Annotated in this window: 22 protein-coding genes and 1 tRNA gene; 9 read left to right on the top strand and 14 right to left on the bottom strand. The window is 71.2% G+C overall.

Annotated elements, in window-relative coordinates:
* Window positions 1–14 precede the first annotated feature (14 nt).
* The 6 genes from I4Q55_RS19025 to I4Q55_RS19000 form a co-directional block, all read right to left on the bottom strand.
* Window positions 15–803: an ABC transporter ATP-binding protein gene (locus I4Q55_RS19025; protein ID WP_206789413.1), complete on the bottom strand. Its 789-nt coding sequence runs from the start codon at window positions 801–803 to the stop codon at window positions 15–17.
* Entirely contained in the window at window positions 800–1,750 is a 951-nt protein-coding gene (locus I4Q55_RS50590; protein ID WP_206789411.1) for an ABC transporter permease, read from the bottom strand. The genes I4Q55_RS19025 and I4Q55_RS50590 overlap by 4 nt, the downstream gene beginning before the upstream one ends.
* Window positions 1,747–2,760: an ABC transporter substrate-binding protein gene (locus tag I4Q55_RS19015; RefSeq protein ID WP_206789409.1), complete on the bottom strand. Its 1,014-nt coding sequence runs from the start codon at window positions 2,758–2,760 to the stop codon at window positions 1,747–1,749. Before I4Q55_RS19015 ends, I4Q55_RS50590 begins: the two co-directional genes overlap by 4 nt.
* A gap of 652 nt (window positions 2,761–3,412) precedes the next feature.
* Window positions 3,413–5,299, bottom strand: a complete 1,887-nt coding sequence (locus I4Q55_RS19010) for a glycosyltransferase family 39 protein (protein WP_206789408.1) — start codon at window positions 5,297–5,299, stop codon at window positions 3,413–3,415.
* 148 nt (window positions 5,300–5,447) lie between these two features.
* Window positions 5,448–6,941 (bottom strand): cell wall metabolism sensor histidine kinase WalK, encoded by a 1,494-nt coding sequence (locus I4Q55_RS19005; RefSeq protein ID WP_206789406.1) that lies wholly within the window; start codon window positions 6,939–6,941, stop codon window positions 5,448–5,450.
* Window positions 6,919–7,668, bottom strand: a complete 750-nt coding sequence (locus I4Q55_RS19000; protein ID WP_091319112.1) for a response regulator transcription factor — start codon at window positions 7,666–7,668, stop codon at window positions 6,919–6,921. Before I4Q55_RS19000 ends, I4Q55_RS19005 begins: the two co-directional genes overlap by 23 nt.
* Window positions 7,669–7,848: 180 nt before the next feature.
* Between I4Q55_RS19000 and I4Q55_RS18995 the strand changes: the two genes are divergently transcribed.
* From I4Q55_RS18995 to I4Q55_RS18980, 4 genes are all read left to right on the top strand, one after another.
* On the top strand, window positions 7,849–8,448 hold the full coding sequence (locus tag I4Q55_RS18995; RefSeq protein ID WP_206789405.1) for a hypothetical protein: 600 nt from the start codon (window positions 7,849–7,851) through the stop codon (window positions 8,446–8,448).
* A gap of 105 nt (window positions 8,449–8,553) precedes the next feature.
* Window positions 8,554–9,708: a sensor histidine kinase gene (locus I4Q55_RS18990; protein ID WP_206789404.1), complete on the top strand. Its 1,155-nt coding sequence runs from the start codon at window positions 8,554–8,556 to the stop codon at window positions 9,706–9,708.
* Window positions 9,705–10,370 (top strand): response regulator transcription factor, encoded by a 666-nt coding sequence (locus I4Q55_RS18985; protein ID WP_206789403.1) that lies wholly within the window; start codon window positions 9,705–9,707, stop codon window positions 10,368–10,370. The genes I4Q55_RS18990 and I4Q55_RS18985 overlap by 4 nt, the downstream gene beginning before the upstream one ends.
* 9 nt (window positions 10,371–10,379) lie before the next feature.
* A complete protein-coding gene (locus tag I4Q55_RS18980) occupies window positions 10,380–10,580 on the top strand; it encodes a hypothetical protein (RefSeq protein ID WP_206789402.1) in 201 nt (66 codons plus the stop codon).
* Here I4Q55_RS18980 and I4Q55_RS18975 read toward each other — a convergent pair.
* Entirely contained in the window at window positions 10,570–11,016 is a 447-nt protein-coding gene (locus I4Q55_RS18975) for a nitroreductase family deazaflavin-dependent oxidoreductase (RefSeq protein ID WP_206789401.1), read from the bottom strand. The two genes, I4Q55_RS18980 and I4Q55_RS18975, sit on opposite strands and share 11 nt — an antisense overlap.
* Window positions 11,017–11,142: 126 nt before the next feature.
* Here I4Q55_RS18975 and I4Q55_RS18970 point away from each other — a divergent pair, with 126 nt between their 5' ends.
* Complete coding sequence (locus tag I4Q55_RS18970; protein WP_206789400.1) at window positions 11,143–11,811, top strand: TetR/AcrR family transcriptional regulator; 669 nt, start codon at window positions 11,143–11,145, stop codon at window positions 11,809–11,811.
* Window positions 11,812–11,848: 37 nt separating this feature from the next.
* Window positions 11,849–13,372 carry a 3-hydroxyacyl-CoA dehydrogenase gene (locus I4Q55_RS18965; RefSeq protein WP_206789398.1) on the top strand — a complete coding sequence of 508 codons (1,524 nt, stop codon included), beginning with the start codon at window positions 11,849–11,851 and terminating at the stop codon, window positions 13,370–13,372.
* Window positions 13,373–13,378: 6 nt separating this feature from the next.
* On the opposite strand, the gene I4Q55_RS18960 is transcribed toward I4Q55_RS18965, so the two are convergent.
* From I4Q55_RS18960 to I4Q55_RS18950, 3 genes are all read right to left on the bottom strand, one after another.
* A complete protein-coding gene (locus tag I4Q55_RS18960) occupies window positions 13,379–13,918 on the bottom strand; it encodes a L,D-transpeptidase (RefSeq protein WP_206789396.1) in 540 nt (179 codons plus the stop codon).
* An 87-nt stretch (window positions 13,919–14,005) separates the two neighbouring features.
* A complete protein-coding gene (locus I4Q55_RS18955) occupies window positions 14,006–17,158 on the bottom strand; it encodes a PQQ-dependent sugar dehydrogenase (protein ID WP_206789394.1) in 3,153 nt (1,050 codons plus the stop codon).
* A gap of 113 nt (window positions 17,159–17,271) precedes the next feature.
* A complete protein-coding gene (locus I4Q55_RS18950) occupies window positions 17,272–17,913 on the bottom strand; it encodes a L,D-transpeptidase (RefSeq protein ID WP_206789392.1) in 642 nt (213 codons plus the stop codon).
* 214 nt (window positions 17,914–18,127) lie between these two features.
* On the opposite strand from I4Q55_RS18950, the gene I4Q55_RS18945 reads away from it, so the two are divergent.
* On the top strand, window positions 18,128–18,625 hold the full coding sequence (locus I4Q55_RS18945) for a hypothetical protein (protein ID WP_206789390.1): 498 nt from the start codon (window positions 18,128–18,130) through the stop codon (window positions 18,623–18,625).
* Here the strand turns inward: I4Q55_RS18945 and I4Q55_RS18940 are convergent.
* Window positions 18,615–19,505 carry a serine/threonine-protein kinase gene (locus tag I4Q55_RS18940; RefSeq protein ID WP_206789388.1) on the bottom strand — a complete coding sequence of 297 codons (891 nt, stop codon included), beginning with the start codon at window positions 19,503–19,505 and terminating at the stop codon, window positions 18,615–18,617. The two genes, I4Q55_RS18945 and I4Q55_RS18940, sit on opposite strands and share 11 nt — an antisense overlap.
* An 8-nt stretch (window positions 19,506–19,513) precedes the next feature.
* Complete coding sequence (locus tag I4Q55_RS18935; protein WP_206789386.1) at window positions 19,514–21,205, bottom strand: class I SAM-dependent DNA methyltransferase; 1,692 nt, start codon at window positions 21,203–21,205, stop codon at window positions 19,514–19,516.
* Window positions 21,206–21,283: 78 nt separating this feature from the next.
* Here I4Q55_RS18935 and I4Q55_RS18930 point away from each other — a divergent pair, with 78 nt between their 5' ends.
* A complete protein-coding gene (locus I4Q55_RS18930) occupies window positions 21,284–22,027 on the top strand; it encodes a PP2C family serine/threonine-protein phosphatase (RefSeq protein WP_206789384.1) in 744 nt (247 codons plus the stop codon).
* 44 nt (window positions 22,028–22,071) lie between these two features.
* Window positions 22,072–22,156, top strand: a tRNA-Ser gene (locus I4Q55_RS18925).
* Window positions 22,157–22,247: 91 nt separating this feature from the next.
* Here the strand turns inward: I4Q55_RS18925 and I4Q55_RS18920 are convergent.
* Together I4Q55_RS18920 and I4Q55_RS18915 are read right to left on the bottom strand one after the other, a co-directional pair.
* Window positions 22,248–23,606 (bottom strand): site-specific integrase, encoded by a 1,359-nt coding sequence (locus tag I4Q55_RS18920; protein ID WP_206789382.1) that lies wholly within the window; start codon window positions 23,604–23,606, stop codon window positions 22,248–22,250.
* 13 nt (window positions 23,607–23,619) lie between these two features.
* Window positions 23,620–23,913: a helix-turn-helix domain-containing protein gene (locus tag I4Q55_RS18915; protein WP_206789380.1), complete on the bottom strand. Its 294-nt coding sequence runs from the start codon at window positions 23,911–23,913 to the stop codon at window positions 23,620–23,622.
* Window positions 23,914–24,218: the final 305 nt, after the last annotated feature.

Raw genomic sequence — 24,218 nt, 5'->3', positions numbered from 1 at the left:
CCCGTCTTCCGTTCTCACTCGACCGCGGCCACCCGGCTCACGTGACCGCGGTGCTGCTCCCGGACCAGGTCCTCGATCCGGGCGCGCAGCGCGAGGAACCGCGGTTCGCGCTTCACCGCCAGGTCACGCTCGGCGGGCAGCGCCACCTCGACGTCGGCGGCGATCCGGCCCGGGTCGGAGGCGAGCACGACCACCCGGCCGCCGAGGAACACCGCTTCCTCGACGTCGTGGGTGACCATCAGCACCGTGGTGCCGGTGTCGGCCCACACCTGGCGGATCAGCACCTGCATGTCCTCTTTGGTCTGGACGTCCAGCGCGCCGAAGGGTTCGTCCAGCAGCAGGACTTCCGGTTCGCACGCCAGGGCGCGCGCGATCGCGACGCGTTGCTTCTGGCCGCCGGAAAGCTGTTTCGGCAGCGACTTGCGCACGCCGTCGAGGCCGGTTTCGGCGAGGTACCAGTTCACGCGCTCGGCGCGCTCGGCCGGGTCGAGCGAGAGCAGCTCGAGTCCGAACGCGACGTTCTTCTCCACGCTGCGCCACGGGTAGAGCGCGCCGGCCTGGAAGACGAGCCCGCGGTCCGGGCCCGGCCCGGTCACCGGCACGCCGTCGAGCACGATCTCGCCCTCGGTCGGCCTGCTGAGCCCGGCCACCAGCGACAGCAGCGTCGACTTGCCCGAGCCGCTCGCGCCGACGACGCAGACGAACTCACCACGCAGCACCTCGAGGTCGACGCCGTCGAGGGCACGCGTGACCTTGCCGCGGACGGTGTAGTCCTTCGCGACGTTCCGCAGTTCCAGCGTCATGCCGCCCACTTCCCGACCCGCGTGCGCAGCAGGCGCAGCAGGACGTCGATGAGGAGCCCGGCGATCCCGATCACGACGAGCACCGCGAAGATCTTGTCGGTCTGCAGGAACCGCTGCGCGCGGACGATCCGGTAGCCGAGGCCGGCCGAGGAGTTGATCAGCTCGGCGACGACCACGAAGTTCCACGCCGCGGCGGCGTTGACCCGGATCGCGTCGATCATGCCCGGCAGCGAGTGCGGCACGACGATCTTGCGCAGCACTTCGCCGCGGCGCGCGCCGAGCGTGTAGGAGACGTCGATGAGCGAGTCCGGCACGCCGCGGACCACGTCGGCGGTCATCAGCGTGTTGAAGAACACGGTCCCGATGAACAGGATGGCGATCTTCGACGGCTCGCCGAGGCCGAGCCAGATGATCAGCAGCGGGATGAACGCGCTCGCCGGCAGGTAGCGCAGCAGCCCGATCAGCGGCTCGAAGAACGCCTGCCCGGCGGTGAAGCTGCCCATCAGGATGCCGAGCGGCACCGAGACGACCACGGCGAGGCCGAAGCCCTCGAGCACCCGCAGGGTGGTCGTCCCGAGGTCGTCGAAGAGCTCGCCGGTGCTCGCCATCTCGGCCCCGGCCTTGAGGACCGCGACCGGGGACGGCAGGAACGTCGAGTCGACGGACCCGCTGACGCTCAGCGCGACCCACGCCAGGAACGGGATCGCGAACGACAGCACCGCGAGCGTCCAGCGCGACGCCGCGGAAATGGGTGTGCGCAAGGAGAAAAGCGGCGAAGCGGACGGCTTCAGCCCGGCCCGGCGGGGCAGCGGCGACCAGTCCGGCCGTCCGCCGCCCGCCCGGACGGCCTCCTGCTGCTCGGCGAGCCGCTGTTCGGCTTCCTGCGCCGCGGCGGCCTGCGCCTCGGCCGAGCTCGCCGGGGTGGTGCGCTGGGTGGGACCCGTCACTGGGGCGCAGCCTTCACGAACTGGTCGACGAACAGGCCGTCGAGCGACGGCCGCTGCTGGGCGAGGCCGGTGCTGACGATGAAGTCGATGATCTTGTTCGCCTGGTAGTCGAGGTGCTGCGGGGTGACGCCCGGGGTGAACGCGTCGATGTTCTGCTGCCGGGTGAAGATCGTGGTGCCGGCGTCGTAGGACTTGTAGTCCGCTTCGGACACACCGCCGCGCTTGGCCATGATCTTGATGGCCGCTTCCTTGTTGTTCTTGATCCAGGTCAGCGTCTCGAACCAGGTGTTGACCAGCGCCTGGACGTCCTTCGGGTTGTCCTTGACCAGCTTCTGGGACGTGACGAGGTGGTCCGGGATGGCGCCGGGGAACTCGGCCGACGTCGAGATCGCGCGGCTGCCCGGGCGCTCCAGCGCCGTCGAGGTGAACGGCGCGAACGCGGCGACCGCGTCGACCTGGCCGCTCTTGAACGCGGCCGCGGCGGCGTCGGTCGGGAGGTTGACGAGCTCGATGTCCTTTTCGGTCAGTTTCGCCGACTGCAGCGCCAGCAGCAGCAGGTAGTGGTCGACCGCGCCCTGCTCGACGGCGACCTTCTTGCCCTTGAGGTCGGCGATGCTGGTGATGCCGTCCCGCGCGATGATCTTGTCGTTGCCGGTGGAGTTGTCGTTCACCAGCACGATCGACAGCTTGGCGCCGCCGGAGACCGACGACAGCGTGTCGTTGAGGGTCTGGCTGTTGGCGTCGATGGCGCCACTGGAGAGCGCGTTGATGCTGTCGGTGTAGTTGTCGAAGTACTTGAGGTCGACGTTGACACCGTTCTTGGCGAACAGGCCCTGTTCCTGCGCCACCTGCCAGGGGAACCAGCCCGGCCAGGCGCTGAACCCGATGGTGATCTTGCTCCCGCTTCCCGAGGCGGAACTGTCGCTGCACCCGGAAAGCGCGGTGACGCCGGCCAGGGTCAGCAAAGTGAGGAGCACCGTCAGCAGACGAGGGCGAGGACGGGAAATCACAACGAAACTCCAGGTTGCGGGGGAAGTGGAGTGGTGCCGTACCAAAGGGGGAATCGCGGTGCTCGGGACTACAGGTGGTGACGACGGGGTGGTCGTTCGGGTGGAGCTGCGCTGCCGCGCACGGTCATCGCTGCTCACTTCCGGCCGCACCTGATCGGGTCATCGCGAGAGAACGCGGACAGGAAGCACTTACACCCAGTGAAATACCAGCACTCACCGTACTGGAGCAGCCACCCCTGTCCCTCTCCCGGCGGAGAGCCTAGCGACTAGCACAAGATCCCCACAACGTCCGGGCTTTGCATCCAAACGAGTGACCCTCGCCCGGGCCAGCCTGCGACATCGATGTGTTCGAGGTCGCTTTACCCGTAATTTCGGTCGGCCGCCCGGCCAATATTCCGGCGCGCGTGTGCACGCCGCGCGTGCAAGTGCACGCCCCGAAGTCCCTTGTCGTTACCGCGACAGCGGGCGGTGCCGAGATCATCACCCAGAGCGAGACGATGGATCCGAACGGCCGCCCGGAATGAGCCGGGCACGCTCCGGAGATTCGAACACCTGTCCGCCTCCGCCGTTATCGCACGGGTCACGAATGCGCCGATGTTTCCCAGACTGTTTACACGCCTGAAACAATTCGGCTCGGCTCGCGGGATTTCTGTCAAACGATAGATTTTGTCAGGTCGTAAACGGTCGTGCCGCCGACGGTGACCGGCGTGAAGTGCTGCTCGACCCAGGCCTGGATTTCCCCGGCGGTCCCACGGCCGCCACCGAAGCCACCCCGCCCGCCGGCGACGTAGTAGTGGATGTCGCCGTCGGCGACGTACTGCCGGAACTGCGCGAGCGTCGGCGCCGGGTCGCTGCCGCTGAAGCCGCCGATCGCGAGCACCGGCCGTCCGCTCCCCAGCGCCAGGCCCGCCGACTGCATCGCGCCGTTCTGCGCCGCGGCCCACTTCGTCGTCGTGCCCTTCAGCAGGTCGATGACGGCAGTGTCCGGTTCCCCCGCGCCGAAGCCGCGCGGGCCGCCGAAGCCGCGTCCGCTCGCGACGGCCGGGCCGGACGACGGCTGCCCGCCGGAGTGCGCGGTCGCCGCCGTGACCAGCGTGAAGGCCGTCGTCCCGAGCAGCGCGCCGCACAGGCCGAGCACGGCCACGACCGGGCCCAGCCGGCGGAACCGGTCGGCGCCGAAGAGCAGGCCCGCGACGGCGGCGGCCCCGGACACCAGGAGCGCGTACCGGACCCACGGCTGCCAGTCCGGCGTCCGCGCGAGGAGGACGAAGGCCCAGACGGCGGTCACCGCGAGCATGACGGCGAGCACCGCGCGAGCCGCGAAGTTCGCCCGGCCGCGCCAGAGTTCGCGGGTGGAGATCGCCAGCGTCGCGACGATGCCGGGGGCCAGCGCGACCGTGTAGTACGGGTGGATGATGCCGCTCATGTAGCTGAGCACCAGCGCGGTGACCACCAGCCAGCCGCCCCACAGCAGCAGCGCCGCCCGCGTGCGGTCGGTGCGGGGTGCCCGGCGCGTGAACCACAGGCCGGCGACCAGCCCGACGAGCGCGGCGGGCAGCAGCCACGACGCCTCACCGCCGAACTCGCCGCCGAACAGCCGGGTCAGGCCGGCCTGGCCGCCGAACCCGCCGAAGCCGCGGCCCCCGCCGGGCAGCTCCATCCCGGCGGGCGGCGTGACCGCCCGGCCGCCACCACCGCGTCCTTCCCCGAAGATCCGGCCGAGGCCGTTGTAGCCGAAGGCCAGTTCCAGCACGGTGTTGTCGGTCGAGCCGCTGATGTAGGGCCGGTCGGCGACCGGCCACAGCGCGACGGCGGCAACCCACCAGCCGGCGGAGACGACCACCGCCCCGGCCGCGGCGCACAGCTGGCCGATCCGACGGCCGAGCGACGTCGGCGCCGCGACGGCGTAGGCCAGCACGAAGGCGGGCAGCACGAGGAAGGCCTGCAGCATCTTGTCGAGGAAGCCGAAGCCGATCGCGACCCCGGCGAGCACCAGCCACTTCGTGCTCGCGTGTTCCAGCGCCCGCACCACGCAGTAGGCACCGGCGACGAGGAGGAGAACGAGGAAGGCGTCGGGGTTGTCGTACCGGAACATCAGCGCGGCGACCGGCGTCAGCGCGAGCCCGGCCCCGGCCAGCAGCCCGCCCCCGGGCCCGGAAAGCCGCCGCACGGCGAGGTAGAGCAGGCCGACCGAGGCGACGCCGGCGAGCGCGTCCGGCACGAGCAGGCTCCAGCTGGAGAAGCCGAAGAGCCGGCCGGACAGTCCCATGACCCACAGGGAAAACGGCGGTTTGTCGACGGTGACGACGTTGCCCGGATCGAGCGAGCCGAAGAAGAGCGCCTTCCAGCTCCACGTGCCGGCCTGCACGGCCATCGCGTAGAAGTCGTTGCCCCAGCCGGTCTTCGCGAGATCCCACAGGTAGAGCAGGCCGGTGCCCAGCAGCAGCGCGGCAACGGAAGGCTTGACCCACCGCGGTTCCCGGGCGGGCGCGGGCGGCTGGGGCTGGGCGTGTTCGGGCGCCGACAGCGTGGTCGTCATGACGACAACCGTGTCGGCGGCGCATGTGGTGAACTTGTGGCGAAGCTGTGCGCCGGCTGTGCATGCACCCCAATGTGGCCTTGGTTGCGTTCAACGCACCGAAGGCCACCTTGGTTGCGTTCAACGCACCGAAGGCCACATTGGGGCGCTAGGGAGCCGGTGCCTCCGGGAACGTGATCTCGAACTCCGTCCGCCCCGGGCGGCTCTGCACCCCGACCCGCCCGCTGTGGGCGCCGACCACCGCGGCCACGATCGCCAGGCCCAGCCCCGTGCTGCCCGCCGCGCGCGAGCGGGAATTGTCCCCGCGGGCGAAGCGCTCGAAGATGTTCGGGAGGACTTCCGGTGCGATGCCCGGGCCGTCGTCGGCCACCCGCAGCCGGACAATTCCGTCCGCAGTGGACAGTGTGGTCGTCACCGTGGTGCCCGGTGGCGTGTGCGTGCGCGCGTTGGCCAGCACGTTGATCACCACCTGGTGCAGCTGGCCCGCGTCGCCGAGGACACCGATCGGCTCGCCAGGGACGTCCATCAGCCACTTGTGGTCCGGGCCCGCGACGTGCGCGTCCGCGACCGCGTCGGCCACCAGGCGGCACAGGTCCACCCACTCGTGCACCACCGGCCTGCCCGAATCGAGCCGGGCGAGCAGCAGCAGGTCCTCCACCAGCGTCGTCATCCGGCGGGACTCGGATTCGACGCGGCTCATCGCGAACGCCACGTCCGGCGGCACGTGCTCGCCGCCGCGGCGGGTCAGCTCGGCATAGCCGCGGATCGCCGCCAGCGGCGTGCGCAGCTCGTGGCTCGCGTCCGCGACGAACTGGCGGACGCGGTTCTCGCTCGCGTGCCGCGCGGTCAGCGCGTTCGCGACGTGCTGCAGCATCCGGTTCAGCGCCGAGCCGACCTTGCCGACCTCGGTGTTCGGGTCGGTGTCGGCCTCCGGGACGCGTTCGGACAGCGCGACCTCGCCGCGGTCCAGCGGCAGCTCGGAGACGCGGGTCGCGGTCGCCGCCAGCCGGTCGAGCGGCTGCATGGTGCGCCGGATCGTCGCCGCGCCGACCGCGCCCGCCACCACGATCCCGGCGAGCGCGACGCCGCCGAGGATGAACCCGAGCTGCCAGAGCGTCTCGTTGACGTCCTTCAGCGGCAGGCCGATGACCGTCTTGTCCCCGCGCGGCGACGTCGTCGAGACGACGCGGTACTCGCCGAGGTTGCCACCGAGGTCGATGCTGCGGGCCCGGCCGTCGGCCGCGAGCCCGAGCAGCGCTTTCAGCTGCTCCGCGGTGATCGGCTTGAGCGGCGGCTTCTTGCCCTGCCCGGTGGCCCCGCCGGCGAAGTCCAGGACGCTGGCCCGGACCACCGAGCCGGTCACCGTGACCGCGAGCGTGCCGTCGCCCTGGCCCAGCACCCGCAGCGGGTCGGGCGGCGGCGTGTCGCCGTACACCCACGGCGGGCGCTCACCGGGGTGCTTGCCGCGTTCGCTCGCCGCGGCCAGGCGCTTGTCCTGCTGGCCGATGAGGAACTCGCTCAGCGCGAACTCGGTGACGACGCCGACGACCACGCACACGAGGGCGAGCAGCGCGGCGAGCTGGACGATCAGCCGTCGTCGCAGCGACCAGCGCTTGCGTTCAGCCGGCGGGTTTGAGGACATACCCGGCGCCCCGCATGGTGTGGATCATCGGCTCGCGGTCGGCGTCGATCTTCTTGCGAAGGTAGGAGATGTAGAGCTCGACGATGTTGGCCTGGCCGCCGAAGTCGTAGCTCCACACGCGGTCCAGGATCTGCGCCTTCGACAGCACGCGCTTGGGGTTGCGCATGAGGTAGCGCAGCAGCTCGAACTCGGTGGCGGTCAGCGGCACGAGGTCGCCGCCGCGGTGCACCTCGCGGCTGTCCTCGTCCAGGGTGAGGTCGCCGACGACCAGCGTCGACCCGCTCGCGCCGGTGACCCCGCCGGCCCGGCGCAGCAGCGCGCGCAGGCGCAGGGCGACCTCTTCGAGGCTGAACGGCTTGGTGACGTAGTCGTCGCCGCCCGCGGTGAGCCCGGCGATGCGGTCCTCGACCGCGTCCTTCGCCGTGAGGAAGAGCACCGGCAGGTTCGGCGCCTCGGCCCGCATCCGGCGCAGCACCTCGAGACCGTTGAAGTCGGGGAGCATGACGTCGAGGACGACGGCGTCGGGGCGGAAGTCGCGCGCGATCCGGACGGCCTCCGTGCCGTCGCCCGCGCTGCGCACCTCCCAGCCCTCCATCCGCAGGGCCATCGACACGAGCTCGGCCAGCGTCGCCTCGTCGTCGACGACGAGGACCCGCACCGGGCTCCCGTCGGCGCGCCGCAGGTCGGCCTTGCCAGGGCCGGGTGACGTGGCGTTCATAGCGGTCATAGTGCCACCTTCACGGCCCGGCGTCGGTGTTCGCTGTGTGGTCGCTGTGCGTTTGCTGTGAAGGTTCGCGCGATCGAGACCGTCGTCGAGGCACAGCGCCCGCTGACGCTCCGCACAGCTCAAACACAGCCGCGGCGGTGAACCTGAGCTGGACCAGTGTGGGCACCACCGGAGGACACGATGACGACCGAGCCGATGCCGAACACCCAGCCCGAGGGCGCCAACTGGGGCGATCCGGCCCCGGCCGCGCCGAAGAAGGGCTGGTCCGGCAAGAAGACGGCGATCGCGGCCGGCATCGCCGTGGTGATCGCGGCGGGCGGCGGCGCGGCGATCTGGGCGGGCACCAGCAGCGCGGACAACACGGCCCAGGGCCCGGGCGGCTTCGGCGGCCCCGGCGGCGGCCAGTTCCGCGGCCAGGGCGGCTTCGGCGGTCTCGGCGGTGGGATGACGGCGTTGCGCGAAGCACTCCACGGCGACTTCGTGGTGCCGGACGGCAACGGCGGCTACACGACCGAGCGCCTGCAGACGGGCGACGTGACGGAGCTGAGCGCGACGTCGGTGACGCTGACTAGCAAGGACGGCTACAAGCAGACGTACACGCTCGATTCGTCGACCCAGAAGACGGGCGACGTGAAGCAGGGCGACACGAACGTGACGGTGGTGGCGAAGGTGTCGGGTCAGACGGCGACGGCAACGTCGCTGGGCAAGGGCGTCGAGCCGGGCCAGCGCCAGCCGGGCCAGCGCCGCGGCGGCGACTACCCGGGCCGCCCCACGAACTGACCCACTGGCCCGCTGACTGGGAACGCCCCGGTGCCGCGCACCCCCCTCCGTCGCATCGGGGCGTTCCCTCCCTCTTCCGCGCCGCCTTAGGGCACAGTGGCGGGTGTGCAGGACATCCGGGGGTCGCTGAGGCGGCAGTCGCTGCTGGTCGCGCTCGTTTGCGTAGTCTGCGACGCCGCCCTTTTCATCCTCCGCGGTCCGCTCGGCGAGGCCGGGTGGCGAGCCTGGGTCATCCTGCTCGGCGGCGTCGCCGTCAACGCCGCGCTCGCCGGTGCCGCGCGGCACTCCGGGTGGGTCGCGCTCGCGCACGCCCTGCTCTTCGCCGGTGCCCCGCTCCTCCTCTGCACCTGCCAGGGGTACATCACCGGCAACAACGCCGGCATCCTCATCGCCGGCTACCGGGCCGGGGCCTGGCTGCGCACGAAACCCGCCGTGCTCGCGCTCGGTGCCCTGCTCGCCGGGGTCATCGCCGGCTGTCTCGAAGGCGGCGGCCGGACCGCGGACGACTGGCGGCTCATCGCCATCAACGTCGGCGTCTCCGCGCTGCTGCCGTGGCTCGTCGGCCGGTACACCACCGCCCGGCGCGCCTACATCGCCGATCTCGAGCGCGAGGCCGACGAGCGCCGTCAGCACGAAGAAGAAGCCGTCCGGCGGGCCGTCCTCGAGGAACGCACCACGATCGCGCGCGACCTCCACGACGTCATCTCCCACCACGTCAGCGCCATCGGCGTGCACGCCGGCGCCGCCCGGCTCGGCCTCCCCGACGGTGCCGAACCGGCGCGGAAGTCGCTCGGCGCCGTCGAGTCGGCGAGCCGCTCCGCGATGGCCGACCTGCGCCGGCTGCTCGACCTGCTGCACGCCGAAACCCAGGCCGAGCAGCCGGGCCTCGACAACCTCGACGAGCTGGTCGAGACCGTCCGCGCGGCCGGCCTGCCCACCCGGCTGACGCTGCGCGGCGAGCCCCGTGACCTGCCGGGTTCGCTCGACATCGCGCTCTACCGGATCGCCCAGGAGGCACTCACCAACGCCCTGCGCCACGGCCAGGGCCCGGTCGAGGTCGAGCTGAACCACGGCCGCACCGAGGTCGTGCTCACGGTGACCAACGGCCTGCGCGCCGGTCGCCGCGAAGAAAAGGAGCACGCGCACCGCGGCCTGGCCGGGATCCGGCAGCGCGTCACCCTGTTCGGCGGCCAGGTCTCCTACGGCGAGACCGGCGAACACTGGCAGCTGCGCACGACCTTCCCGGTGGAGAGCACATGATCCGCGTTCTGCTGGCCGACGACCACGCGATGTTCCGCTCCGGGATGCGCGCGCTCCTCGACACCCAGCCCGACTTCACCTGCGTCGGCGAGGCGTCCGACGGCCGCGAAGCCGTCGCCGAGACAGCGCGGCTCCGCCCGGACGTCGCCGTCCTCGACGTCCGGATGCCGCGGCTCGACGGCCTCGCCGCGACCGAGGCGATCCTGGCCGCACCGGGCAACGACACCCGCGTACTCGTGCTCACGACCTACGACGCCGACGAGTACGTCTACCGCGCGCTGCGCGCCGGGGCGAGCGGGTTCCTGCTGAAGAGCCTCGCGCCGGAGGAGCTGGTCGCGGCGATGCGGGTCGCCGCGCGCGGGGACGCGCTGATCGACCCTTCGGTGACGCGGCGGCTGGTCGCGAAGTTCGCGGCGGTCCTCGAACCGGCGGCCGCCGAACCCCCGGAGCTCGCCCGGCTGACCTCCCGCGAACGCGAGGTGCTGCTGCTGCTCGCCAACGCCTGCAGCAACGCCGAGATCGCGCGGCAGCTGCACGTCGGCGAGGAGACCGTCAAGACGCACGTGTCCCGGGTACTGAGCAAGCTCGGGCTGCCGGACCGCGTGCACGCCGTCGTCTACGCCTACCGCCACAAGCTCGTGCCGGACGAGCGACCCGCCTAAGCTGGGTCGATGAGGCGGTGGATCACCCTCGCGGTCGGGGTCGTGCTCGTGCTGGTCGGCGCCGTCTGGGTGCTGCAGGGCGTCGGTGTCATCACCGGCAGCTTCATGACCGGGCAGAAGCTGTGGTTCCTCATCGGGCTGGCCGCGTTCCTGGTCGGCGTGGTGCTGGTCGCGGCCAACCTCACGCGGCGGCGCAAACCTACTTCGTGAAGATCTCGAAGATCGGGTAGCCCGGGGCGATCTCGCGCAGCTTTTCGTCCGGCGCCTTGGCGTCGACGCCGTCGAAGAACACGCCGACCTCGAACTTCCAGCGCTTGAGGTAGGCGCGCAGGATGCCCGGCTTCTCGTCGTGGGCCAGCTCGCGGAAGGTGAACGTCTCGACGCGGCGCCCGACGCGCAGCGTGCCCTGGCCGGCCGCACGCAGGTTGCGCACCCACTGCGTCTCGCCGCGCGGGGCGACGAGGTAGCGGACGCCGTCGATGGTCAGCAGGTTGACCGGCACCGAACGCGGCTCGCCGCTCTTGCGGCCCACGACGGTCAGCACCCGGCTGCCCCAGACGCTCACGCCCAGGTTCGTCAGCTTCGCGACCACCTCGTTGAAAACGCTGGTGGACTTGCCGGGCTTGATGTAGCGGGTGTCGGTCATGGTGTCCTCCGCGATTCGGGAGAGCAGTGCTCTCGGTTAAGAGCAGTGAACACCAGAGCGCTGCACACTGTCAAGAGCAGTGCTCTCGCTTTTGTGCACCGCTCTCGTCGTGGCACACTGATCCCCATGACCGCCACCCGCACCGCACGCGACCGCGCCCGTGCCGAACTGACCCAGGAGATCAAGGACGAGGCCCGCCGGCAGCTCGCCGAGGTCGGCGCGCACGGGCTTTCGCTGCGCGCGGTGGCCCGCGAGCTGGGCATGGTGTCGTCCGCGATCTACCGGTACTTCCCGAGCCGCGACCGGCTGCTGACCGACCTGATCGTCGACGCCTACAACGCGATCGGCGAGGCGGCCGAGCAGGCGGACCCGGGCGAGGGCGACCCCCGCGACCGCTGGCTGGCGATCTGGCAGGGCACGCGCGCCTGGGCCCGCGCCCACCCCCACGAGTACGCGCTCATCTACGGCTCCCCGATCCCCGGCTACGCGGCCCCGCAGGACACCGTCGTCCCGGCCTCCCGCGTCGCGCTCGCCCTGGTCAAGGTGCTCACGAACACCGAGGTGCGGGCCGAGGACGAAGTCCCGCCCGAGCTGCGCGCCCAGGCCGAGACGCTCACGAAGGTCCTCGGGATCCTCGCCGGCCCCGAGACCGTGGCCCGGCTGATCATGGCGTGGACCCAGCTGTTCGGCGCGATCAGCTTCGAGCTGTTCGGCCAGTACGTCGGCAGCGTCGACCCGGCCGACGCGTTCTTCGCCCACTCGGCGAAGCGGATGGCGGAGTTCGTCGGGCTCTAGGCTGGGGCGGGAGTCCAACGGCGGAAGGCGGCACGACGTGACGGGGTGGGCCGGGAAGGTCGGCAGGATCCGGGTGATCGGCACCGGGGTGATGGGCCGCGGGATCGTCCAGCTGGCCGCGACCGCGGGGGTGACGGTCGAGCTGGCCGACGTCCGGCGCGAGGCCGTCGCCGAGGCGATCGAGTACGTCGGCGGGATGATCGACAAGCTCGCCGCCAAGGGCAAGCTCGCCGGCGAACCGCAGGCGGTGAAGCAGCGGCTGGTCGCCGTCGACGCCCCCGACGCGCCCGCGGACGGCGTCGACCTCGTGGTCGAAGCCGTCCGGGAAGACCTCGAGACCAAGCGCGCCCTGTTCGCGAACCTCGAGCGCGTCTGTCCACAGGAGACGATCTTCGCGACGAACACGAGCTCGCTGTCGGTCACCGAGATCGCCGCCGGGCTGGCCGAGCCCGGCCGGCTGGTCGGCCTGCACTTCTTCAACCCGGTGCCGCTGATGCGGCTGGTCGAGGTCGTGCCCGGCGCCCGCACCCACGACTGGCTGCCCGGCCAGGCGCTCGAGCTGGTCAGGAGCTGGGGACACGAGCCGGTGCTCGCCAAGGACGCGCCCGGCTTCCTGGTCAACCACGCCGGCCGCGGCCTGAACACCGAGGCGCTGCAGATCCTCGCCGAGGCGCTGGCCGAGCCCGCCGACGTCGACCGCATCGCCCGTGACGTCCTCGGCCTGAAGCTCGGCCCGTTCGAGCTGCTCGACCTCACCGGCCTCGACGTCTCGCACGCCGTCCTGGAAAGCATCTGGAGCGGCTTCCACGGCGACCCGCGGCTGCGGCCGTCGTGGCTGACCCGGCCGCGCGTGGCCGCCGGGTTGTTCGGACGCAAGAACGGCGAGGGCTTCTACGCCTACGCCGACGGCAAGCAGCAGGTCGCCGACGAGCCCGCCGCCCCGCCGAAGCCGTCGAGCCCGGTGTTCACCGCCGACGAGCACCTCGCCCGCGCGCTGTCGTCCGCGGGCGTCCACGTGGTTTCCGACGCCTACCCGGACGCGATCCTGCTCGTCCCGCTCTACGGCGAGTCCACAGTGGATGCCGGAACCCGCGCCGGGCTGCCGCTGGACCGCGTCGCCGGCGTCGATCCGCTGGGTGGCTACGAACGACGGCTGACGATGTCGGTGCACGCCGGCCTCGACCCGGCGGCGGGCCGCGCCGCCTGGGGTGCGCTGGCCGCGACCGGCCGCCCCGTGACGGTCGTCCGCGACGGGCCCGCCCCGATCGCCCAGCGCCTGCTGGCGTCGATCGTCAACACGGCCTGCTTCATCGCGGGCCAGCACCTGGCCACGCCGGCGGACATCGACACCGCGGTCCGCCTCGGCCTCGGCTACCCCCGTGGTCCGCTGGCGTGGGGCGACTTCGTCGGCGGCGACGTGGTGCTGCGCATCCTGCACGGCCTCACCGCGGCCACCGGCGACCCCCGCTACCGGCCGAGCCCGTGGCTCACCGAGCGCGTCGCCCTCGGCCTGCCGCTGACAGCGGCCGGGACACGGCCGGCGGACCTGCTTCCGTCCTGACAGGACCTACCGGACGACCTGGACTTCATCGCCCTTCTCGAGGGTGTTGAAGAACTTCAGCGACGCCGCGCTCGAGAGGTGCACGCAGCCGGCCGAGTACCTGCTGAGGCTGCCCTCGTGGAACGCGATGCCGCCGGGGGCGAAGAACACCGAGTTCGGCATCTTCGCGTTGTCGAATTCCTTCGACAGGTGCATCTTTTCCTTGTACTCCACCTTCCACTTGCCCACCGGGGTCGGCTCACTCTTCTTGCCCGGCAACATCTTCACCGGGCCGTACACGATCTTGCCTTCGTCGAGCAGCCAAGCCTGCTTGCCGGACAGGGACACACAGGCCTTCGCCGTGATCGTGCACGGCACCCCGGCCGCCATGACCGGCTTCGCCTTCGTCGGCGCCGGAGCGGGCGTGGCCACCGAGGTGGACGCCGTCGGCGCCGTCGGCGTGTCCGCCGCCAGCCGGACGTCCGCGGTCGCGCCGGCCGAGCACGCGGTCAGCACGGCCGCGGCGGCCAAAGTGGACAGAGCAGCCAGAACGCGCCGCACGCGCATGTGGTCCCCCAGAAGTTCTTCGTTCCCTGCTTTCTGCCACCCAAGACGTGCGGTGGCGGGGAGAGGTTGAGCGTGCGGGAAAAATGGTTACCAGCGATAGTCCCGGGCCCCGGCGGAGGTGTAGATGATGTACCCGCCCTCGAAGTCGCTGCGGTACCCACCGCTGATCACGTACTCGTCCGACTTCGGGTAGCCCAGGTAGGACTGTTCCCACCCGAGCGCCGCCCAGCGCTTCCGGATCTCGCCCTTCACCACGCGGGGACCGGTCGTCGGGGTGAAGTAGATCGAGCTGTTGAGGCTGAAGTGGTTGTAGCGGCCACGGCCGCCCGTGACGCCGAGTTCGTCGGTCGTCGGATAGCCGAGACCACGCTCGTAGCCCCACGCCGCCCACTTCTTCCGGATCTCGCCGTAGACGGTGTGCGCGCCGGTCGCGGTCGTGTAGTAGATCGACCCGACGTTGCCGTCCTTGATGAAGTGGTTGTACCGGCCGACACCGTCGTTGACCCCGAGTTCGTCCGTCGTCGGATAACCGAGTCCGGCCTCGTAACCCGTCGCCGCCCACTTCTTCCGGATCTCACCGTAGATCGTGTGCGCCCCCGTCGCCGGAGTGAAGTAGATCGACCCGACGTTGCCACCCTTGATGAAGTGGTTGTACCGGCCCACGCCGTCCAACACGCCGAGCTCGTCCGTCGTCGGATAACCGAGTCCGGCCTCGTAGCCCGTCGCCGCCCACTTCTTCCGGATCTCGCCGTAGATCGTGTGCGCACCGGTCGCGGGCGTGAAGTAGATCGAACCGACGTTGCCGTCCTTGACGAAGTGGTTGTACCGGCCGACACCGTCGTAGACGCCGAGCTCGTCCGTCGTCGGATAGCCCAGGCCGTTCTGGTAGCCCGTGGCCGCCCACTTCTTCCGGATCTCGCCGTAGATCGTGTGCGCACCCGTCGCCGGGGTGTAGTAGATCGAACCCACGTTGCCGTTGGCGATGAAGTCGCTGTACTGGCCCACGCCGTCCGCGGTCGGGGCCGTGTCCGACGTCGGCGGCCCGAGCAAACCGTGCCCACCGACGGCGACGTACTTCTCCAGCACCGGGCCGGTGACGTACCGGGTGCCGGTCGCGGCGCTCCAGTACAGCCGGCCGTTCGCGTAGACCCGGTAGTGCACCGGGCCGTCGGTGACCTCCGCCGCCGTCGGCGCCCCGAGCATCGCCCGCAACGCCGGGTCGGCGTCGTAGCGCTGGTCGATCGGGGTCGCGTAGTTCGCCGTCAGCGTCAGGTCGGTCGTGCCGACGGTGACGATCCACGTGTTTTCCCGGGGACCGTCCTGCCAGCCGGAGAACGTCGAGACGCCGTCGATGGCCAGCTGCGCGGCTTCGACGTCGAAAGTGGCGCCTTCGGTGACCATGGCCGTGCTGACCCCGCCCGCCACCGGAATGCTCAACGCCGCGGGTTGCGTGCCGCGCAGGGTGATCCGGTGCTGCCGCGGCATCGCCGTGTACGTCTGGGACGTGCTGACACCCGCGCTGTCGGTCACCGTCGCGGTGAACTCCATCCGGGAGGCCGGGTGTTCGGTGAACGGCTGCGAGAAGCTCGCGCCGGTCCCGCCGATGCCCGGGTGCGCGTGGCACGTCGCTTCGCTCGGGCAGTGCCGCACCGCCGTGGTCCAGGTGATGGGCAGCGGGCCGTCCTCGACGTCGGTCGCGGTGGCGCTCAGCGCGACCGGCTCGTCGACCGCGAACGTCGCGGCACCGGGCGAGGTCAGGGTGAGCTGCGGGGTGTGGTTGCCGGGCGCGACCGGGACGGTGACCTCGCCGGTGAGCCCCAGCGGGTCACGGACCCGCAGCTGCGCGGTGAACGACTCGGTGCCCGCCGCGTAGGTGTGCGACACCTTCGGGCCGGCGTCGGCCGCGGTGGTCCCGTCGCCGAAGGTCCAGTCGTACTTCAGCGCGTCGTTGTCGTAGTCGACGGAAGCCGAGCCGTCGAACGACACGGTGCGGGTGGCCGGGTTCGTCGTCGTGGCGGCCTTCGCCACCGGCGCGGTGTTGCCCGCCGAGTAGGTCAGGCGGCGCAGGGCGCCGGACAGGATGTCGGCGTAGACGATGTCGCCGTTGGGCGCCGCCCCGAACTTCACCGGGCCGCCGATGCCGGTGAAGAGCGGCGGGTTCTCCGGCGCCTGGGTGAGCCGGCCCTGCTCGTCGTACCGCAGCGTCCAGATCTTGCTGGTCACGTAGTCGCCGAAGAAGTACGAGCCGCGGTAGGACTCCGGGTAACTGGATCCGCTGTAGACGATGCCGCCGGTGATGCTGTTGCCTTCCATGGCTCCGGTGCCGTGCGCGTACTCGTGGACCGGCGGCTGGTTCGGCACGCCGGCGCAGCCCGCGAGGCTGCTGTAGCCCGGCGTCGGGTGGCTGCCTTCCCAGCACGGCCAGCCGTGGTTGGCACCGCGCTGAACGACGTTGACCTCTTCCCAGTTGCTCCAGCCGACGTCGCCGACGATCGGCAGGCCGAGACTCGGGTCGAGGCCGAAGCGGAACGGGTTGCGGAATCCGCGCGCGAACACCTTGCTCGCGGTCGAGGCCGGGTTGGCCGCGTCGTAGTACGGGTTCCCCGGCACGCCCGCGCCGCCGGCGGTCAGGTGGAGGATCTTGCCGTAGGGCTGGTTGATGTCCAGGGCGCGCAGCGCGACCGGGTCCATCTTCCGGTAGTCGCTGTTGTCACCGATCGCCAGCCACAGCGTCCCGTCCGCGGCGGCGATGACACCGTCGATGCCGTGGACGTCGAAGGTGCCCGGCACCTCGAACAGCGGCTGCTCCCCGGTCAGGCCGGCCGGCGCGCCCGCCGCGTCCACGGTCACGGTGAACCGCGACAGCCGCATGACGAAGCCGCCGGCGGTGTTGATCGACCGGGTGAGGTAGATGCCGCGCGACGTCGCGTAGTCCGGCGCCACGGCCAGGCCGACGAGGCCGAGGTCCTGGTTCGTGCGGACCGGCAGCGTCGCGATCGTCCGGCCGGCCCCGGTGACCGGCAGCCAGCGGACGCGGCCGTCCTTGCCGGTGACCAGGACGGAGTTGTCCGGCAGGTACCCGAAGTCCGTGAACTGGTACTGCCCGAGACCCGAGTCGGTGTCCCGGAGCACGAACCCGGGTGGCAGCGTCGCCGCCGCCGCGACTCCCGGGGACACGAAGGGCAGCAATGCCCCGATCAAGGCCGCGACCAGCAGCAACCCGAATTTCCGCACGACCATGTGTGTGTCCCCCTTCTCGGCGATCTGTTATCGCCGGAGAAGGGGGACCAGTTGCACCAGTCCGGATTACTTCACCCGAATGTGACCTACGCCGGGTGACGGACCATGACGGTTTACGGAACAACCTGCACGACGTCGCCGATGCGCAGGGTGTTGAAGAACTTCAGGGACGCGCTCGGCGAGAGGTGGATGCAGCCGTGCGAGTACACCGAGAGGCTGCCCGTGTGGAAGGCGTCGCCCGGGTAGAAGAAGACCGAGTTCGGCATCTCCGCGTTGTCGAACTGCTTCGACAGGTGCATCTTTTCCTTCGACAGGACGCGGAACTTGCCGGTCGGGGTCTCGTAGCCCTTGCGGCCCGGCAGCATCGGCACCGGCCCGTAGATGACCTTGCCGCCCTGCAGCAGCCACGCCTTGTGCGCGGAGATGTCGACGCAGGCGGCGGTGCCGGGGGCCGCGGCCGCCGCGGCGCACGGAACGTCCGCCGTGGGCTTCGGTGCCGGCTTCGGGGTCGGCTTGGGCTTCGGCTTGGCCGAGGTGCTGGCCGGCGCCGGCTTCGTGGACTCGGGGGTGGGCGTCGGCGTGGGGCTCGTCGCTGCCGGGGTGGTGCTCGCGGTCGTCGGCGTCCCGCCGCCGGTGCCCGCCGCGGCGACGGCCCCGCCACCCGCGGTCGAGCCGGGGGCCGCACCGCCACCGGAGCAGGCGGTCAGCACGAACGCGGTGGCCAGCGCGGCCGCTCCCGCCAGAAGCCTCTTCACGATCCGGTACCCCCAGCTGTCTCGATCATCGCGTTTGGACACGGGTAAAGACGGTGGTCACCCGGTCGAGGTTCGCCGGGGAAGGTCACGATTTGGGCAGCTGCGCTCAACCCCGGGGTGGAGACCGGTTTCCACCCGGAACCGGTCCGCGGGCCGACGAATCCGCGCCGCCGTTCGCCGACGCTGGAGGCGACCTTCGACACAGGGAGCCCGGATGACCAGCGTCCTGCTTTATGCGGCCATCGCCGCCCTCGTCCTGTACAAGCTCGTCTACCAGCAGGTCCGCGGCACGCTGCTCGACCGCAGGACGCTGGTCGCGATGCCGCTGCTGCTCACCGCGGTGGGCGGGTACCTGACGCTGAAAGCGCTCCCCGGCGCGTCCGCGGCCGAACTGGGCCTGCTCGCCGCCGACCTGCTGGTGCTCGCCGGGCTCGGCGTGCTGCGCAGCGCCACGACCACCCTCACCGAGCGCGACGGCACGACGTTCCAGCGGGGCTCGGCGGTCACGATCGGGCTGTGGCTGCTGACCGTGGCGGTGCGGATCGGGGTGGCCGCGCCGGCGGCGGCGATCGGGGCCGCGGGCCCGCTGACCTCGGCGTCGATCGCACTCACCCTCGGGGTGAGCATCGCCGTGCAGAACGCGACGACCTACCGGCGCATCCAGCGCCGCGGCCTGCCGCTCGCCGACCGGCGGCCGGCGCTCAGCCGGTGACGCGGCCCAGCATCCGCGCGTACATCCGCCCCGGGCTGGGCACCGACGGCGGGACCAGGAACCCCGGCAGCGGCGGCAGCCCGCCGACGAACGCGCCGAGCCGCTCGTACAGTGCGGCGGCGCCGGCCGGCCGGGCTTCCGGGTCCTTGGCCAGTACCTCGGCGAGCAGGGCGTTCAGCGGCTTCGGGACACCCGGCACCGGCGGCGGCAGCTCCTTGACCTGCCGTTCGAACACCGCGTACGCGGTCGGCCCGTCGAAGAGCCGCCGCCCGGTGAGCATCTCGTGCAGCACGCAGCCCAGCGCGTAGAGATCGCTGCGCGGCTCGGCGCCACCCCGCTGGATCTGCTCGGGCGCCATGTACGACGGCGTGCCCAGCAGCTGCCCGGCCCGCGTGAACTGCGCCGCGTCGGCTTCGCGGAGCACGGCCAGGCCGAAGTCCATCACCTTCACCCCGCCGTCGGGCCCGAGCATCAGGTTGGACGGCTTGAGGTCGCGGTGGCAGACCGCGAGCGCGTGGGCGGCGGTCAGCACCGCGCACGTCTGCGCCGCGATCGCCGCGGCCCACGGCACCGGCAGCGGCCCGTGCTCGGCGAGCAGGTCGGCCACCGTCACGCCGTCGACGAACTGCATGACCTGGAACAACCGGTCGTCGTGGGTGCCGTAGTCGTACAGCGTCGGGACGCCGGGGTGGTCGAGCGTCGCCAGGATGCGGGCTTCGCGGGCGAAGCGGGCTTCGAGCTCTTCGTCGCGGCCCGGCAGCCTGAGCAGCTTGATCGCCACGCGACGGCCGAGCCTGCGGTCGTACCCGCCGTGCACCGCACCCATCCCGCCGCGGCCGAGCGGCAGCTCGTCGAGCTCGTAGCGGTCGGCGATCAGCATCCGTTTCCCTATCGGCCCGGCCTGAGCCGTCCTTCGACAAGTCCTGCGAAGCCTAGCCGGACCAGCTCACGGCCCGTTTCGGCCGCCTCGCGCAGCGCGGCGTCGAACTCGGCGAGGTTCCGGAACACCCGGCCGTACTCGCGCTGGACGCCGATCGGCACCCGCGGGATCCGCACGCGCCTGCCGTCGATCCGGGTGGACGCCGACGCGGCGGGCAGATCGGCCGCGCGCAGGCAGCCGGCCAGGAAGTCCGCGTCCAGCCGCTCGGCGTCGAGGCGGTAAACGGTGAGACCGGCCCCCACCGGCTCCGGCGGTCCACTGTGGACGTACGCGATCCCGGTCACCGACGCGACGACGTCACCTCGCCGCGCCACCGGGGGTTCGGCGTCCGTGCGCGCCATGTGCCTGACCTCGACCACGCCGGCCTTGACCAGCTCGCCGATCGTCGTGAACGCCGGTTCGCCGTCCGCCGCGTCGAGCGGCGGCAGCCGGGGCGCGAGTCCGGCGAACCGCGCCCGCACGGCTTCGAAGGCCTGCCCGGGATCCTCGTCCCTGGCACGGCGGCGGGCCGGCGTGAGGTCGACGTCGTCGTCGAGCAGGTCGATGATCCGGACGCCGGTTTCCGGACAGGCGCGGAACTTCCGCCACATTTCGTCCACTGTGGACAAGTCTTCGCCCGCTTCGCCGAGCAGCACGGTGGACGGCGCGCGCTCACCGGGAGCCGGCCGCCGCAGCAGCCAGAGGTCGGGGCCCGCCGGCGCCAGCGTGACGACCGCGCGGACCGCCCCCGCGCGCAGCAGGTTGCCCCGGATGCGCTTGCCGCTGCGGCGGCCGGCCGCCGCGCCCGGCATCAGGATCACCACCGTGCCACCGGGTTCGACGTGCGCGAGGCAGTGCTGCACCCAGGCGAGCTCGGGCTCGCCGCGCGGGGGCAGGCCGTACTCCCAGCGTTCGTCACCGACCAGTTCGTCGTGCCCCCAGGCCCGTTCGTTGAACGGCGGGTCGCACAACACCGCTTCGGCGGTCCGGCCGGCGAAGGCGTCTTCGCGCAGCGCGTCGACCGCGTAGACCTCCGCCTCGATGCCGCGCAGCCGCAGCCGCAGGGCCGCGATCGACGCCGTCATCGGGTCGCTGTCCTGGCCCAGCACGGTTTTGGCGCCGCTCACCAGCGCAAGGGCGCCGAAGCCGCACGCGGGGTCGAGGATCGTCGAGACCGGGCCGGCAAGCCGGGCCATCAGCTCGGCGACCGGCTCCGGCGTCGCCGACAGCCGCCGGGAATGGGCCTCGAAGTACCTGCGGCACAACAGTTCGAACGCCTCGACCGGCCCGCTCTGGTGCGTCATCTCGCTGAGCAGGGTGAGCAGCTCCGGGTCGTCGAGCTTGCTGTCGAAGGTGTCGAAGATCCCCGCCTGGAAAGCGAAGAAGACGCCCGCGCGGCTGACGCGCTCGGCGAGGTCGAGGTCGTCACCGAGGGCGCGCAGGCGCTGCCACGCGCGTTCGCCGGCGCTCAGCTCGAACTTCTTGCCGCGCGCGCGGAACCAGCCGGCGACGGCGGAGAGACCGAACAACGGGCTCGACGCCGTGCCGCCGACCGGCTGCGGGAAGTCCGGGTAGCGGCGGCGCCAGTTGCTGACCGCGGCCCGGCCGACCCCGGCGAGCCGCGCGATGTCGGCCGCGCTGACCGTGGCGTCGTCGTCCATGGCGAGGACTCTATCGGAGGATGCTCCATTCAGCCGAGACGCTTGTGAACTCAGTCAACCAATGCTTTCATGGGAGGCATGACACACGATCGGTACGTCCTGCGGTACGCCGCGGGGTCGGACGTCGGCAAGCGTCGCCGGGTCAACGAGGACGCGGTCTACGCGAGTTCCCGGCTGCTCGCCGTCGCCGACGGCATCGGCGGCCAGCCGCACGGCGAAGTCGCCAGCGCGACGGCCGTCGACGTGCTGCGCGAGCTCGAGGTCGACCTGCGCCGGCTCGACCTGACGAACGTGGACCTGGCGGCCACCCTGGCCGGCGTGGTCAAGTCGATCGACGCGCGGCTGCACGAAGTGGCTTCACAGGAACCGACGACCGAAGGCATGGGCACCACGCTGACGGCCCTGCTCTTCGACGGCGTCGAGTTCGCGGCGGCCCACATCGGCGACTCCCGCGGCTACCTCCTGCGCGACGGCGGCCTGCGCCGGCTGACCCGCGACCACACCCTCGTGCAGGCACTGGTCGAGGACGGCCGCGTCGCCGCGGAGGACGCCGACTCCCACCCCCGCCGATCACTGCTGATGAAGGCACTGCAGACGGCAGGCTCCGGCGACCCGGACATCTGGACGTTCAAGGCCAAGCCCGGCGACCGCTACCTGCTCTGTTCGGACGGCTTGAGCGGCCCGGTCTCCGAAGCGACACTGCGCGACGTCCTGGACGCCGGCGCGGAGCCGGCCGAGGTGATCCCGGAGCTGATCCGCCTGGCCAACGAAGCCGGCGGCCCGGACAACATCACGTGCGTGGTCGCCGACGTCACGGCCTGACCCACCTGCACGGGCGCGGGAGACCATCCGGTATCGTCTCCTGCGGAGGATTGGCCGAGCGGCCTAAGGCGCACGCTTGGAAAGCGTGTTGGGTTCACGCCCTCGCAGGTTCGAATCCTGTATCCTCCGCCGCAGTAACCAGGCAAAACGCCGGGTGCCCCGCTTCGGGACACCCGGCGTTTTCCGTCTTAGTCTCAGTTCTAGTCTCATTCGCCCCTGGTCAGGCCACCTCCAGGGCCTCGTCGTCGCCCTTCGCCGCGTCTTCCGGCGGTGCCCAGAGCAGCCCGTCAACTCGTCCAGCCACGCCCCGGCGGATGCGGTCGGTCACGTGCTGGTACCTCGCGGCCATGGCCGTGCTGGACCACCCCATGATGGACATCACGGTCCGCTCGGGGACCTCCAGCAGCAGGAGAACCGTCGCGGCGGTGTGTCGGGCGTCGTGAAGCCGCCGCTCCCCCACCTTGGCCTCACGCAGCAGCTCCTTCCAGTGGTGATAGTCGGTGTTGGGCACGAGCGGCTGACCGGTCGGCTTGGTGAAGACGTAGCCGGTCTCCTCCCAGAGGTCGGCCGCCAGCGCGCGTTCCTGGGCCTGTGCCGCCTGGTGCCGCACGAGCAGCAGCGCGAGCTGCTTGGGCAGCCCGATGTACCGCTTACCGGCTCGTGACTTCGTGGGCGCGGTCTCCCGCCGCGTCGGGACGCGCTGCGGGCAGTAGCCCGGGAACTTCCGCCCGCACGGCGTCGAACAGCCGTGCTTGTACTTCGGCCGGAGCCGGTTCCGACGCACGCCGATTTCGGGCGAGTAGTGCTCGAAACACAGGGCGCAGAAACGGGAGCTGTGCTCTTTGCACGGCCGGTCCCAGCGGTCCCAGTTCACGTCCGCCCACTGGATTCCCAGCGCTTCGCCCTGACGGAGCCCCAGAGCAAGGGCGATCGCCCACCGTGCGCTGTTGCGTCGCCGGTTGGCCGTTTCGAGAATCCGCTGGATCTCGTCGACGTCATACGGCTCGTACTCCTGTTCCTCCACCTTCGGAGCGCGGGCGAGTTCCGCCGGGTTGTCCGTGATTATCTTGCGTTTCTTGGCCTCCTTGAGCGCAGTGCGGATGGTGCGGTGAACCTGGTGCACCCGCCCCGCAGCGGAGCCCTCGCGCATCATCTTGCGGTAGAGCTTCTCCAGATGGTCGGGTTCCAGCCTGTCGCCCGTGTGAGAACGCTGGAGACGGTGAGCGCCGACGCCCGGAATGAGGTGCACTCGGCACGCCACCTCATAGGCGTCCCACGCATTCTCGGTGATGGTCGGCGGCGCGACGATGTTCTCAAGCCAGTGGGTCAGCCAGGACTCGACGGTCCAGTTCTGCCCTGCCTTGCGGACGCGCCCTTCGTCGCGCTCGTTCTCCCACTCCCGCACCTTGCTCCGAACCTTGCCCTCATCCTTGGACATCGTGTGGCGGCGATCCGGCTTCCCGTTGTCCTTGCGGCCGACCGTCACGCGGCCGTGCCAGTGGCCGTCCGCTTCGCTGAAGTAGACGCTGCTGGCGCCGTTCGGAGCGCGGGTGCCCTCGGGGCGCTTCTTCCTTGCCATTAAAACTCCTCCCTCAGGCGGCAGCCTTGCCGCTGGAATTGGCGACTAGGCGGGCGGCGTACTCGTTGATAGCGGATACGGAGATGCGGCGGAGTCGGCCGATGCGGACGGATTCCAATGCGCCGGAGCGGACCAGGCTGTAGGCCATGGTGCGGCCGATGCCGAGCCGTTGCCCGGCCTCTTCGACAGTCAGGAGAACGCGCGGTGGCAGCGGCCGGGGTACGTCGTCCGGGCGCTGGGTCGCGAGGCGTTCGGCGAGCTGAGCGAGACTGGCGGCGAGCTGTGCGATGTCGTTGGCGGTAGCCATTGGTGGTGAGCCCTTCGGGTCGCGGTGTGGGTGGCGGTGATGCGCATGGGCTCTCCTCGGGTCTGGTTGGGGTTGTGGTTGGTGCTGAGGGGGGTAGCCGTCCCAGCCGTCCCAGCCGTCCCATCGCAGGTCAGCCCTGGGACGGCTTGGTTGGGTGGGACGGCTTGAGCCGTCCCAGGGACGGGTTTGTGGCGGTTCGGGCCGTCACGGCGGGCGGGGTGCGTGGGACGGATGGAGCCGTCCCACGTGGGGTAGCCGTCCCGGGGCTGACCTGGGCGGGGACGCTTGGGACGGCTGGGACGGCT

It is taken from the genome of Amycolatopsis sp. MtRt-6 (assembly GCF_017308975.1).
Taxonomy (GTDB): Bacteria; Actinomycetota; Actinomycetes; order Mycobacteriales; family Pseudonocardiaceae; genus Amycolatopsis.
This window is presented reverse-complemented; position numbering and strand designations above follow the sequence as displayed.